The sequence below is a fragment of the Porphyrobacter sp. TH134 genome, from assembly GCF_002855495.1.
GTDB lineage: Bacteria > Pseudomonadota > Alphaproteobacteria > Sphingomonadales > Sphingomonadaceae > Erythrobacter.
On sequence record NZ_PKRO01000002.1, the window covers coordinates 128882 to 142269 of the forward strand.

The following is a 13388-nucleotide window of genomic DNA, read 5'->3' on the forward strand; positions in this document are numbered from 1 at the left end:
TGGTTGCGCACCTAGCTTGCGTTTACGTAAACGTCAAGCAAAGCGAGAAAGAATGAACCACAGCGGACGGATCATAACGTCGGCCAGTATATCGCGCATTGCCGACCTGCTTCATCGGGAATGCCTTCGGCCAAATCCTCGTTCAACGCGTCCATTGCCAAGGCCTCTTCGAGGGTCGGCCATGGACGAGGCTCCAGACTTTCTCCGACCGCTGGCTTGTCGATCCCGAGTGGGATGGTGAACTCGTGGTTCACGCGATCGCCTCCTCGCAATCCAGATCGCTCAACACACTGTTTCGTGTCCAGAAATACGTGTTTGTTCCACGTTTTGTAGGCTCCGGCTTTCCATCGCCTCGCGATCTCTAAGAGCATCTCGTAGATTTCAGGTTCGAAGTACTTTCCTTCGTCGCGGCGCTTCAGTGCATCATCTGTGTAATAATCCGGCTGGGCCAACCAGAAGATGTGCTGGGCAGTACCAGCGTCGCAGGCATCCTGGGATATGATCCAGCGGGGACTATGGGATCCGTGGTCCCAGTTGAGATTCATAACCAAGCGATGCCAGTCGTCCGGACCCCTTTCGGCTAGCCATTCAAGCGTCTTCTCTCGAAGACATGAATAGTAGGCGCTGTAATCCGGCACGACTGGCATTTGTTTAAATCCTAAGCGGCCTTCTTGACCTCGGCCACGATCTTCTGCGCGGCATCGCCGAGGTTGTCGGCGCTGACGATGGCGAGGCCCGAATTGTTCAGGATCGCCTTGCCTTCGGCCACGTTGGTGCCTTCCAGGCGCACGACCAGCGGAACCTGAAGGTTTACGTCCTTCGCCGCCTGCACGATCCCGTTGGCGATCACGTCGCACTTCATGATCCCGCCGAAGATGTTCACCAGAATACCTTCGACCGCCGGATCCTTGAGGATGATCTTGAAGGCTGCGGTCACCTTTTCGGTGGTGGCGCCGCCGCCCACGTCGAGGAAGTTGGCGGGGAAGGCGCCGTTGAGCTTGATGATGTCCATCGTCGCCATGGCGAGACCGGCGCCGTTGACCATGCAGCCGATGTTGCCGTCGAGCTTGATGTAGGCGAGGTCGTATTCCGATGCTTCGACTTCGGCCGGGTCTTCCTCGGTCTCGTCGCGCAGCGCTTCGATGTCCTTGTGGCGGTACAGCGCATTGCCGTCGAAGCTCATCTTGGCGTCGAGCACCAGCAGCTTGCCGTCTTCGCTTTCGACCAGCGGGTTGATCTCCAGCATCTCGCAATCGGTGGCGATGAAGGCGTCATAAAGCTGCTTGGCGAGCTTCTGTGCCTGCTTGTTGAGATCGCCGGTCAGCTTCAGCGCGAAGGCGACAGCGCGGCCGTGGTGCGGCTGGAAGCCCTGCGCGGGGTCGACGCTGAAGCTGGTGATGAGCTCGGGCGTGTCATGCGCCACGGTCTCGATGTCCATCCCGCCTTCGGTCGAAACGACAAAGGCGACGCGGCCCGAAGCGCGGTCCACCAGCAGCGAGAGGTAGTATTCCTTGGCGATATCGACGCCGTCGGTGATGTAGAGGCGGTTGACCTGCTTGCCCGCATCCCCCGTCTGGATGGTGACCAGCGTGTTGCCGAGCATTTCCTTGGCGTGGGCTTCCACTTCCTCAAGGCTTTTGGCGAGGCGCACGCCGCCCTTGGCATCAGCCGGGAGTTCCTTGAACTTGCCCTTGCCACGCCCCCCAGCGTGGATCTGTGCCTTCACCACATAGAGCGGCCCGGGCAGCTTCTTGGCGGCTTCGACCGCTTCTTCGACGCTGAGGGCGGCATGGCCTGCGGGCACGGCGATTCCGTGCTTGGCGAGCAGTTCCTTGGCCTGATATTCGTGAACGTTCATTGCGTATCGATCCCTTCAATGCATTCCTGGGGAGAGGTTCGTCCACGCGGGGCCTAAGCACGGATCGACCCTCTTGAAAAGTGCTTGCGGCACGGCCAACACGGATGGCTCTCATGATTGACAGGTCGCACCTTGAAGCAATCGTCCGCGAGGCGGGCAGGATCGCCCATTCGCGCTGGCCGGGGTCAGGGCATGATCTGCACAGCTGGGACAAGACCCCCGGCAATCCGGTGAGCGAAGCCGATCTGGAGGTCGACCGGTTCCTGAAGCGCGAGCTGGGGCGATTGCTGCCATCGGCGGCGTGGCTGTCCGAGGAAACCGCCGATGACAAGGTGCGCACGCAGAGCGGGCTGATCTGGCTGGTCGATCCGATTGACGGCACCCGCGATTTCGTGGCCGGACGGCCGGGCTGGGCGGTATCGGTGGCGCTGGTGAGTGCGGGACGTCCGCTCATCGGGATGCTGGCGGCGCCGGCCCGCGGCGAGGAGTGGGTGGCGGTTGCGGGGCAGGGGGCGACACTGAACGGCGCGCCCATTCGCGCCAGCCAACGGACCGAATTTGCTGGCGCACGGGTTCCCACCCACGCCTTGCCCAAGGATGACAGCGATCTGGTCGCGGTCGATCAGCCCAATTCCATCGCCCTGCGCATCGCGATGGTGGCGGCCGACAGGGCCGATCTGGTGGCGACCCTGCGCTGGGGATACGAATGGGACATCGCCGCCGCCACGCTGATCGCGCGTGAGGCCGGGGCGGAAGTGACCGATGCGTTTGGCGGGCCGCTGGCCTACAACAAGCACGACCCGCGCGATTTCGGGTTGCTGGTGTGCTCGCCCGCAATCCACGCGGCAGCGGTGGAGCGGCTTGCGCAGCGGGCCGCAGCGCTGCGCTGATCAGCATAGCCTGGCAAGACAGAACGCAAACGGGCCGCCCCTAAGGGCGGCCCGCAAGGCCGGAGTCGAAGCCGAAGGCGCAGACGTGCTGAGCACACCTGCACGGCCGCTCGCAGCGACCGAGGATCGGGAGCGCCGAGGCGCCCCCGAAAACCTTAATTCCCGCGTGCCGCGTTCACATCGTCCTGGCTGATCGGGGTGATCTTGATTTCGACCCGGCGGTTCAGCGGCTCGTTGACATTGTCGCCGGTCTTGACGCGCAGATAGTCATACTGCTCGCCAAAGCCCTGGGTCGCCATGCGCGACCGTGCCACGCCGCGGGCTGCCAGATAATCGGCGACCGCCTGGGCGCGCTGTTCGGACAGGCGCTGGTTGGTGGCCGGCGATCCGGTGGTGTCGGTGAAGCCGTAGACGTCGATCAGGCTGTTGGGATAGCGGATCATGCTTTCCGCCACGTTGTTGAGCGTGTCGAGAAAGCCCGGATTGATCGCCGCCGAACCCGTGGCGAAGGTCACGCCATCGGGCAGACGCACCAGAATGGCGTCCTGATCGCCGATTTCTTCGACATCGACGCCGGTCCCGGCAGTCTGTTCCTTCAATTCCCTGATCTGGTCATCATACTGCTTGCCCAGCACTGCGCCGGCCGAACCGCCGATGCCGGCGCCGATGATGCGTCCGGTGTCGCCGCCAATGACGCCGCCCAGCAGATAGCCGAGCGTCCCACCAAGGCCGGTGCCAATTGCCGTGCGCGAGACTTTCTTCTCGCCGGTGTTGGGATCGGTCACGCAGGCGGTTGTGCCCAGCAGTGCCAGTGCGGCGGTGCCCGCCATCAAAATCCGTGAAATGGTCATGTCTGAACTCCCTGAATATCTCGCCACTGATAGCATGACACCCCCTCTGGCGATAAGGAAAATGGCGCGATGCGAATTGGCCATGGCGTGCGTCACCTTCACCACTCATGAACGCAAAGTCGCGCGCGGCGGCATATGTTCCATCGCCAAAGCGTTTGGCTGGCAAGGCACCGCGATTGTGCTAGCGAGGGCGCTATGGCTCCATTTCCTGTCACTGACCTGCTGATCATTATCCTGCTGGTCGTTATCAATGGCGTGTTTGCGATGTCCGAACTGGCCATCGTTTCAGCCAAGACCAATACGCTGGAGGCCAAGGCCGACGCCGGATCGAAAAGCGCGCGCATCGCCATCGCGCTGGCAGAACACCCGGGCAAATTCCTGTCGACCGTCCAGATCGGCATTACCCTGATCGGCATTGTCGCGGGCGCCTATTCCGGGTCGAGCCTTGGCGGGCCGGTGGGTGAGCGTCTGGCGATGCTGGGGCTGCCGCTCGAATATGCTGATGAGGCGGGCTTTGCGGTGGTGATCGCGCTGACCACCTATCTCAGTGTGGTGGTGGGCGAGCTGGTGCCCAAGCAGCTGGCGCTGCGCAATGCCGTGCCGCTGGCGCTGATCATGGCGCGGCCGATGGCGTTTCTGTCGCGCGCGGCGGCGCCGCTGGTGTGGCTGCTCGATTCAAGCTCGGCGTCGATCATTCGGTTGTTCGGCATCCGCCGGACAGACGAAGCCTCGGTCACCGCCGAAGAACTCCAGATGATCTTTGCCGAAGCGACCCGGTCGGGCGTGATCGAGGACGAACAGCGCCAGATCCTGACCGGAGTCGTCCGCCTTGCCGAACGCCCGGTGCGCGAGATGATGACGCCGCGCACCGATATCGACTGGATCGAGGCGGATGCCGATGCGGACGAAATCCGCGAGACGATCAACGAAACCTCGCATTCGCTGCTGCCGGTGGCCGAAGGTTCGCCCGATACGATCCTTGGTGTGGTCAAGGTGCGCGATGTGCTCGCCGCATTGGTGGCAGGAGAGCCGGTGTCGATCCGGGGCATGATGCGCCGGGTTGAGGTGGTGCCCGATCAGCTGGATGCGATGGACGCGCTGCGGGTGCTGCAATCCGCCGAAGTGGCCATGGCGGCCGTCACTGACGAATACGGCCATTTCGAAGGCATCGTCACGCCGGTCGATCTGCTCACCGCGATCGTCGGCAATTTCGCCAGCGACAGCGATGATGGCGACCTGCCCTCGGTGGTCGAGCGCGAGGACGGATCGCTGCTGGTGTCAGGCTCGCTTTCGGCTGACGCCTTGGCTGACCGGCTGGGTCTTGATTACGGCGAAGACCGCGAATTCGGCACGGCAGCGGGCTATGCGCTGTCAGTGATGAAGAAGCTGCCGGGCGAGGGCGAGCACTTCACCGATCAGGGCTGGCGCTTTGAAGTGGTCGACATGGATGGCCGCCGGATCGACAAGCTGCTGGTGAGCAAGGTCGCCGACGGGGATTAAAGGCTTCCCGCCCGCTCACAGACTGCGCAGGTATCGGTCGCACAGCGACCGCAAGCGCGACCGCGCGCCGCGGCCTATGCCGCGAAAGCCAAGGCGGACGGACGTCCGCCGCCCGGCGTTTGAGGATCAAATCAAGAAGGAATAACCGTCGTGGCCGACTGGCCATCGCCTTCGGGGGCGGCGATAATGTCGCGGGTCGTCCGGCCCTTGGCGACCGTATTGGTTCCGGTATCGCCCACCTGGCTGCGGATGCCGGGTGCAGCGCTGCCGGCCCGGTCGATCACGCTCGCTTCAACCCGGCTGCGCGGCGCGGGGCCGCCGAACAGGGCTTCGAGCGCCTGTTCGGACGCGCTGCCTTCGGCCGGGCGCGGCGCGCCGGGGGCGGGCGGGGTGAGCGTGAAATCAGGCGGCACCACCAGCGGCGCCTGCCGCTGCACAGCGAATTCGTCCGGCCGTTCGCGATTGAACACGCCGCCGCCGCCGCCGCCGCAGGCCGCCAGCATCGCCGAGGTTCCCGCCAGCAGGATCAGGGGTGTGAATTTACGCATCTGAAGGCTCTCCACGGGGCGTGTCCCCGGTTTTGGTCTCGTCCTTGTCGCGCACCAGCAGGCTGCGGGCAAGGATAATGACAACGCCGATGGTGATGGCGGCGTCGGCGATGTTGAAGATCAGGAACGGGCGGAATGTCCCGATATGAAAGTCGGCATAGTCGATGACATAGCCCAGATCATAGCGATCGCGGATATTGCCAATCGCGCCGCCGAGGATCAGCGCAAGGCCAATAATGTCAGCCAGCAGCCGCTCGCGCATCATCCACACCAGCACCACCAGCGCAATCGCCGCTGTCACCAGCACCAGCAGCCAGCGGGTTTCCATATCATTGGCCTGGAACATGCCGAGCGAAACGCCGCGGTTTTCGGTGTAGGTCAGGTCGAAGAACGGCAGCAGGTCGATCCGCCCCACTTCGCGCAAAGCCAGCGGGCCGATCACATACATCTTCACCGCCTGATCGATCACCGCCACGGCGACGGCGAGCGCAAGGCCGATCAGCCGGTTGCGGGTCACAGGCGCGGTCACGCGGCGCCGTCCACAGGGCCGACGACCGCATCACAGCGACCGCACAGCGCGCCCTCGTCTGCCACATCGGGCAGATGGCGCCAGCAGCGGCCGCATTTGTGGTGGGCGGTTTTCGAGACAATCACCCCGTCGCCCTGCCCGCGCGTGACTGTCGCTGTGATGAACAATTCAGCAAGAGCCTCGTCCGAAACGCCTTCGGGCACCGCGCTGGCGGGGACGACAACCTCGGCTTCGAGGCTGGAGCGGATGGTCTTGTCGCGCCGCAGCGGCTCGATCGCTTCGTTGACCTGTGTGCGCAGCGCCCGCAGCGCCTCCCACCGGGCTCTTTCGGTCACCACGCCGGGCACGCTGGGCCATTCGAGCAGGTGGACGCTGCCGCGCTGCCCGCTCTCATCCGCCTCGCCGTCCTCGGGATAGCGCGATAGCCACACTTCCTCCGCCGTGAACACCAGCACCGGCGCGGCATAGCGCACCAGCGCGTGGAACAGCAGGTCGAGCACGGTGCGGTATGCGTTGCGCGTGTTCGAATCCGGCCCGTCGCAGTAGAGGCTGTCCTTGCGGATATCGAAGAAGAAGGCCGAGAGGTCCTCGTTGCAGAAATCGACCAGCAGGCGGGTGTAGGTGTTGAAGTCGTAAGCCTCCGCCGCTGCTTTCAGCTTGCCGTCGAGTTCCGCCAGCAGCGCAAGGATATAGACCTCCAGCTCCGGCAGCTCGCCCGCATCGCCCATGTCGCCCACGAACCCGTCGAGCGCGCCCAGAAGGTAGCGGAAGGTGTTGCGCAGCTTGCGATACTGGTCGCCGACGCCCTTGAGGATCTCCTCGCCGATGCGGTGATCCTCGGTGAAGTCGACCGACAGCGCCCACAGCCGGATGATGTCCGCGCCGTAGGTTTCCATCACCTTCAGCGGGTCGATCGTGTTGCCTTCGCTCTTCGACATCTTCTTGCCCTTGGCGTCCATCGTGAAGCCGTGGGTGAGGATCTGGTCATAGGGCGCGCGGCCCCGCGTGGCGCAGGATTGCAGCAGCGAGGACTGGAACCAGCCGCGGTGCTGGTCGCTGCCTTCAAGGTAGAGGTTGGCGGGCCATTGCAGGTCCGGCCAGCGCCCCGAATCGAGCACGAAGGCGTGGGTGCAGCCGCTATCGAACCACACGTCGAGAATGTCGGTGACCATCTCGAACTCGGCAAAGTCGTAATCGGGGCCGAGGAAGGCCGCCTTGTTGGCGCTGTTCCACGCGTCCATGCCATCCGCGTTCACGGCGGCGACGATGCGGGCGTTGACGGCGGCGTCTTGCAGATACGAACCATCAGGCCGCACGAACAGCGTGATCGGCACGCCCCACGCGCGCTGGCGGCTGAGCACCCAGTCGGGCCGCCCCTCGACCATTGCGCCAATGCGGTTGCGGCCCTTTTCGGGGATGAACTGGACGCGGGCGATTTCCTGCGTCGCGATCTCTCTCAACGTCATGCCAGCGGAAGCTGGCACCTCGGGCGTATGGTCACTGCCGCCCGAGGCCCCAGCTTTCGCTGGGGTGACGGGAAGGGCCTTGTCCATCGGCACGAACCACTGCGGGGTGCAGCGGAAGATCACCTTGGCCTTGGAGCGCCACGAATGCGGGTAGGAGTGCGCGTAGTCCGCGCTGGCAGCGAGCAGCGCGCCCGCTTCGCGCAGGTCCGAGCAGATCGGCCCGTCGGGCGCGTTGAACTTGGGATTGATGACGCTCATGCGCCGCTCGTCGGCAGCGCCGAGCCAGCCCCAGTCGTCGCGGTAGCGCCCGTCGTCCATCACCGCGAAGACGGGGTTGATGCCGTTCGCCTTGCACAGGTCAAAGTCGTCCTCGCCATGATCGGGCGCCATGTGGACGAGGCCGGTGCCGCTATCGGTGGTGACGAAGTCGCCGGGCAGCAACGGGCGCGGGGCCGCATAGAACCCGCCGAGGTGGTGCATCGGATGGCGGGCGAGGGTGCCAGCGAGGTCTGCGCCCTTCAGATCATAAGGATAGTCTGCTCGTCCGGTGCTTTCAAATCGCACTTCATCAAGGAAGATCAGGACTTCCGAAACCTCGAATGAACTTAGGTCGACCTTTGCGACTTCCTTGCGAAGGCGATCCTCGAAATCATCTTTCAATGCCGCAGCCACGAGGAAGCTTCGGCCAACCACGTCTCCGAGAGCAGACTTCAGATGGGCAGTTGCCGCCAAGTTCTCCTCGGCGCTCCCATCAGCATTCGAAGGCCCCATGCAAGCGACACCGAAGCCGAGCAGTTCATACTCAACCTCCGGCCCATAGGCCAAAGCCTGATTGACCGGGATCGTCCACGGCGTCGTCGTCCAGATCACCGCGTGCGCGCCGACCAGTTCGGGGATGGGCGATTCAACAATCTCGAACGCCACGTCGATCTGGGTCGAGGTGATGTCCTCGTATTCGACCTCCGCCTCGGCCAGCGCGGTCTGTTCGACGGGGGACCACATCACCGGCTTCGAGCCGCGGTAGAGGTTCCCCGCCTCGGCCAGCTTCAGCAGCTCGGCGACGATCACCGCCTCGCTCTCCTTCTGCATGGTGAGGTAGGGGTGGTCCCAGTCGCCCATGATGCCGAGGCGCTTCAGCTGCCCGCGCTGCACATCGACCCAGCGTTGCGCATAGGCGCGGCACTCGTTGCGGAACGCCATGACCGCCGCTTCATCGCGATCCTTGCCGGTGAGGACGGGCTTGGCCTTCTTCTCCTTGCGGTACTGCTCCTCGACCTTCCATTCGATGGGGAGGCCGTGGCAGTCCCAGCCGGGCACGTAAGGCGCATCGCGGCCCAGCAGGTTCTGTGTCCTGCACACCATGTCTTTCAGGATGTGGTTCAGCGCATGGCCCACATGGATATCGCCGTTGGCGTAGGGCGGGCCATCATGGAGGATGAACTTCTCGCGGCCTCGGCGCGCCTTGCGCAAGGCGTCATAGAGCCCGATCTGCTCCCAGCGCGCGGCAATGCCCGGCTCCTTTTGGGGGAGGCCGGCCTTCATCGGGAAATCGGTCTTCGGCAGGAAGACGGTGTCCCGGTAATCGCGCTTTGCTGTGTCGTCGCTCATGGTGCGGGCGGCCTTAGCGGTAAGTGCTGCCAGTGCAAAGACTCGTCATTGCGAGCGGCGCAGCCGCGCGGCAATCCAGAGCGCATCGCGTGCCGCCCTGGATTGCTGCGCTACGCTCGCAATGACGAAGAGAGCAACCGCCGCGCCTCTTCGCAATCCTTGTCCATTTGCTCGATCAGTGCCTCAAGGCTGTCGAACTTGGCCTCGCCGCGCAGGAAGTGGTGGAAGGCGATTTCGATTTCCTGCCCGTACAGATCGCCCGAGAAATCGAAGAAATAAGGCTCCAGCAGCTCTTTGGGCGGCTCGAACTGCGGGCGGATGCCGATATTGGCCGCGCCGTGGAGCACTTGGCCGGTGGCCAGGATGCGGCCCGTCACGGCGTAGATGCCGTATTTGGGGCGGAGGTAATTCTCGACCCCGAGGTTCGCGGTGGGATAGCCGATCGTCCGCCCGCGCTTGTCGCCATGTTCGACAATGCCGCGGATCGCGAAGGGGCGGGTGAGCAGGCGCGCGGCTTGCTGCGGGTCGCCTTCGCGCAGGGCCTGCCGGATGCGGCTGGAGGAGACCACCTCGCCGCCTTCGCTGACCGCGTCGATCACGCGCGATTGCAGCCCCAGTTCGCCGCCAAGGCGGCGCAGCAGATCGACGTTCCCCTTCGCTTGCCTGCCGAAGGTGAAATCGCCGCCCGTCACCACCCCATGCGCGCCGAAGCGCTCGATCAGGATCGCGGTGATGAAATCTTCCGCGCTCGTCCCCGCCAGCGCGGCATCGAAATGGAACACCAGCATCGCGGTCGCGCCTGCGGCAAGATACAATTCCTGCCGCTGTTCGAGTGTCGTCAGCCGGAAGGGCGGCACATCGGGGCGGAAGAAGCGCACCGGGTGAGGATCGAAGGTGGCGATGATCGAGGGGCGGCCCTCGGCTTGTGCCCAGCGGATCGCCTCACCCGCCACGGCCTGATGGCCAAGGTGGAACCCGTCGAAATTGCCAAGCGCGATGATCGCGCCGCGCAAGGGCTCAGGCACGGGATCGCGGTGGTCAAGCCAGCGCATTAGACGTTGCTATTCCGAGAGGAACCCACTGGTGCAGCTTCTAAAAAGCAAATGCGTCCTGGGAAATCGTCAATGCTGCCTTTGGGTTTTTAGGCTGTGCCTTACGAGCCACCACCTTCGCCGCATAACGCTCTATTATTTGTTCACGGGCACGGCGCCGTGCCTCACCATCGGGTGCCGATACTTCAAAGATTGAAAAGGCAAATTCATCTTGATCTGCAGAGGCTTGGAAGCTTGCTACTTCTACACGACGCCACTCGCGAAACGATTCAAGGACGCTACTGGACAGAAAAGCGTCGGTGTCTGGGACTTCATGATCAACAATCGTCACGAGATAGCGATCAACGAGACTGTCGAACTGCTCATAAGTCTGCGCGCCACCGATTACGAAAATCTCTTCGTCAGCATTCTGCTCGGCTCGATACAGAGCTTCGTCCACGGACAGCACTAACTGGCATGTTGGCACTGCCTCAAAAAGCACTGAGTTGTGCGATAGCACAATGTTGTTGCGGCGAGGGAGTGGCTTGGAACCAATTGAATTGTAGGTCTTTCGACCCATAATCACCGTGTTTCCGATTGTTTTCTCTCGGAAAAAGGCCATGTCATTCTTCAGCCGCCACGGTAGAGTGTTGTCACACCCGATCGCTCCACGCAGGTCAATCGCGACAATCGAAGTGAGTTGGCGCACTGTGTTTTTCCCCGACATTATCGACATAGAATCTATTTCGAATCTCGTTTCAAGAGTCAGCTCGTGAAAATGCGATGAGTGACGTCGGTGATAAGGTGTCGAGAGACTGTGGAAATCACTTGAGCGCGTGCCCGACACGGGTGACATGGCCCATCTTGCGCCCCTCGCGCGCTTCGGCCTTGCCGTAAAGATGCAGGTGCGGCTCGCCCGGTTCATTCAGGATCGCATGCGCTTTCAGCGCATCCTCGCCGACGATATTGCGCATTTCGATGCTGGCAAAGCGGGTCGCCGTGCCGCCCAGCGGCAGGCCGCAGATCGCGCGGATGTGGTTTTCGAACTGGCTGGTGGCCGCGCCCTCGATGGTCCAGTGGCCCGAATTGTGGACCCGCGGCGCCATTTCATTGAACACCGGGCCTTCGCGCGTGGCGAAGAACTCGAGGGTCAGCACACCCACATAGCCGAGCGTATCGGCGACCTTTGCGGCGAGCTGGCGGGCGGCGGGGACCTGCGCTTCGACCAGCGCGCCTGCGGGCAGGATCGACTGCGTGAGCATCCCGCCTTCATGAAGATTTGCCGTGGAATCCCAGAATTTAATCGTTCCGTCCCGACCGCGCACCAGGATCACCGAAAACTCGGTTTCGTAGGTCACGAAGCCTTCGTAGATGCAGGTGACGCCGGGGAACGGCACCCCGCCCGCTTCCAGCGCCGAGCGCACCCGCCACTGCCCCTTGCCATCGTAGCCATCGCGCGCGGTCTTGAGGATGCCGGGGGTGCCGATGCTGGTCAGGGCCGCCGCGAAGTCAGCCGGGCTTTCGACCCGCGCGTAGGGCGCAGGCGTGCCGCCGAACTCGGCAGCGAAGTTTTTCTCGTTCAGCCGGTCCTGTGCCACCTCCAAAGCGCGCGAGGGGCAGGCAAGCAAGTGCTGGGGGATCGCGGAAACCGTGCCGAGCGGGACGTTTTCAAACTCCCAGGTCACCACAGCACAGCGCCCCGCAAAGGCGGCGAGCGCAGCGGCATCGTCCCACGCGGCGGTGATGAAATCGGCGCAAACATCGCCCGCGACATTATCGCCGGCAGGCGCAAAGCCGATGACCTTGTAGCCCAGCTGCACGGCCGCGACAGCCATCATCCGGCCCAGCTGTCCGCCGCCCAGAATGCCGATGGTGGAGCCGGGGGGCAACATCAACGGCCAGGTTCCCCGGCCGGCACCTCGGCCACGGCAGCGCTTTTGGCGGCGCGCCAGTCCTGCAACCGTTCCGACAGCGCCTCGTCTCCCAGCGCGAGGATCGCGGCGGCCAGCAGCCCGGCGTTCTTCGCGCCCGCCTCGCCGATGGCCAGCGTGCCGACGGGAATGCCGCCGGGCATCTGCACGATCGAGAGCAGGCTATCCATCCCCGACAGTGCCTTCGATTGCACCGGCACGCCCAGCACCGGCAGGTGGGTCATGCTGGCGATCATGCCGGGCAGATGCGCCGCGCCGCCGGCCCCTGCGATGATGACGCTGAAGCCTTCGCCTTCTGCGCCCTTGGCGAACGCCACCATCCGGTCAGGCGTGCGGTGGGCCGAGGTGATGCGCGCCTCGTAGGCCACTTCCAGCTCGTCCAGCACATCGGCGGCGGCCTTCATGGTCGGCCAGTCGGACTGGCTGCCCATCACGATCGCAACCTTGCCCCCAGCCTGTTCCATCATGCGTCCTTCAGATAGTAACGCTCACCCGTCACTGTGCTGCCGTCAAAGTCGTAGATGATCGGCTGGCCGGTGGGAATCTCCAGATCGGTGATGTCCGCGTCCGAGATGTTCGACAGGTGCTTGACCAGCGCCCGCAAGCTGTTGCCGTGGGCCGAGATGATCACGGTCTCGCCGCGGAGGAGCACCGGCAGGATGTCGCTCTCCCAATAGGGCAGCACGCGTTCAATCGTCAGCTTGAGGCTTTCGGTATTCGGGATCGCAATTCCGGAATAGCGCGGGTCTGCGGCCAGATCGAATGCGCTGCCTGCTTCCAGCACCGGCGGCGGCACATCGAAGCTGCGGCGCCAGATCAGCACCTGTTCGTCGCCGTGCTTGTCGCGGGTTTCCTGCTTGTCGAGGCCCGTCAGCCCGCCGTAGTGGCGTTCGTTCAGATGCCAGTCCTTGGTCACCGGGATCCACAGCCGTCCGGCTTCTTCCAGTGCGAGGTTCAGCGTCCGAATCGCGCGGGTCTGGAGCGAGGTGAAGCCCACGGTCGGCAGCACGCCTTTGGCCTTCATCAACGCGCCCGCGGCGCGGGCCTCGGCCACGCCCTGATCGGTCAGGTCCACATCCCACCAGCCGGTGAAGCGGTTTTCGAGGTTCCACTGGCTTTGGCCGTGGCGGACAAGGATCAGCTTGGGCATTTTGTCTCCGGGGTTCCGAGCCCCTG

The 13388-nt window shown here is 63.7% G+C and carries 13 protein-coding genes; 2 read left to right on the plus strand and 11 right to left on the minus strand.

All coding sequences use genetic code 11. From position 1 onward, the window contains the following. Positions 1 to 71: 71 nt before the first annotated feature. Both C0V72_RS01720 and sucC read right to left on the minus strand, forming a co-directional pair. Complete coding sequence (locus C0V72_RS01720; RefSeq protein ID WP_101791485.1) at positions 72 to 647, minus strand: DUF4274 domain-containing protein; 576 nt, start codon at positions 645 to 647, stop codon at positions 72 to 74. Between the two features lie 11 nt (positions 648 to 658). Further along, complete coding sequence (sucC, locus tag C0V72_RS01725) at positions 659 to 1858, minus strand: ADP-forming succinate--CoA ligase subunit beta (protein WP_101791486.1); 1200 nt, start codon at positions 1856 to 1858, stop codon at positions 659 to 661. A 113-nt stretch (positions 1859 to 1971) separates the two neighbouring features. Here sucC and C0V72_RS01730 point away from each other — a divergent pair, with 113 nt between their 5' ends. After that, a complete protein-coding gene (locus C0V72_RS01730; protein ID WP_101791551.1) occupies positions 1972 to 2748 on the plus strand; it encodes a 3'(2'),5'-bisphosphate nucleotidase CysQ in 777 nt (258 codons plus the stop codon). A 155-nt stretch (positions 2749 to 2903) separates the two neighbouring features. Here C0V72_RS01730 and C0V72_RS01735 read toward each other — a convergent pair whose 3' ends face one another. Beyond that, positions 2904 to 3599: an OmpA family protein gene (locus C0V72_RS01735; protein ID WP_101791487.1), complete on the minus strand. Its 696-nt coding sequence runs from the start codon at positions 3597 to 3599 to the stop codon at positions 2904 to 2906. A 195-nt stretch (positions 3600 to 3794) separates the two neighbouring features. On the opposite strand from C0V72_RS01735, the gene C0V72_RS01740 reads away from it, so the two are divergent. Then, entirely contained in the window at positions 3795 to 5099 is a 1305-nt protein-coding gene (locus C0V72_RS01740) for a hemolysin family protein (protein ID WP_101791488.1), read from the plus strand. Positions 5100 to 5230: 131 nt separating this feature from the next. Here C0V72_RS01740 and C0V72_RS01745 read toward each other — a convergent pair whose 3' ends face one another. From C0V72_RS01745 to gpmA, 8 genes are all read right to left on the minus strand, one after another. Continuing rightward, positions 5231 to 5647 carry a DUF3035 domain-containing protein gene (locus C0V72_RS01745; RefSeq protein ID WP_101791489.1) on the minus strand — a complete coding sequence of 139 codons (417 nt, stop codon included), beginning with the start codon at positions 5645 to 5647 and terminating at the stop codon, positions 5231 to 5233. Continuing rightward, positions 5640 to 6176 carry a signal peptidase II gene (gene lspA, locus C0V72_RS01750; RefSeq protein ID WP_101791490.1) on the minus strand — a complete coding sequence of 179 codons (537 nt, stop codon included), beginning with the start codon at positions 6174 to 6176 and terminating at the stop codon, positions 5640 to 5642. Before lspA ends, C0V72_RS01745 begins: the two co-directional genes overlap by 8 nt. Then, entirely contained in the window at positions 6173 to 9250 is a 3078-nt protein-coding gene (locus C0V72_RS01755) for an isoleucine--tRNA ligase (protein ID WP_101791491.1), read from the minus strand. Before C0V72_RS01755 ends, lspA begins: the two co-directional genes overlap by 4 nt. A gap of 110 nt (positions 9251 to 9360) precedes the next feature. Next, on the minus strand, positions 9361 to 10302 hold the full coding sequence (locus C0V72_RS01760) for a bifunctional riboflavin kinase/FAD synthetase (RefSeq protein ID WP_101791492.1): 942 nt from the start codon (positions 10300 to 10302) through the stop codon (positions 9361 to 9363). Positions 10303 to 10342: 40 nt separating this feature from the next. After that, positions 10343 to 11008, minus strand: coding sequence for a dihydrofolate reductase (locus tag C0V72_RS01765; RefSeq protein ID WP_101791552.1), 666 nt, complete (start codon positions 11006 to 11008; stop codon positions 10343 to 10345). A 97-nt stretch (positions 11009 to 11105) separates the two neighbouring features. After that, a complete protein-coding gene (locus C0V72_RS01770; RefSeq protein ID WP_101791493.1) occupies positions 11106 to 12173 on the minus strand; it encodes a 5-(carboxyamino)imidazole ribonucleotide synthase in 1068 nt (355 codons plus the stop codon). Then, positions 12173 to 12676, minus strand: a complete 504-nt coding sequence (gene purE, locus C0V72_RS01775) for a 5-(carboxyamino)imidazole ribonucleotide mutase (protein ID WP_101791494.1) — start codon at positions 12674 to 12676, stop codon at positions 12173 to 12175. Before purE ends, C0V72_RS01770 begins: the two co-directional genes overlap by 1 nt. Next, the gene (gene gpmA / locus C0V72_RS01780) at positions 12676 to 13362 is read right to left on the minus strand and encodes a 2,3-diphosphoglycerate-dependent phosphoglycerate mutase (protein WP_101791495.1); all 687 of its coding nucleotides are present in this window, start codon (positions 13360 to 13362) and stop codon (positions 12676 to 12678) included. Before gpmA ends, purE begins: the two co-directional genes overlap by 1 nt. Positions 13363 to 13388 lie beyond the last annotated feature (26 nt).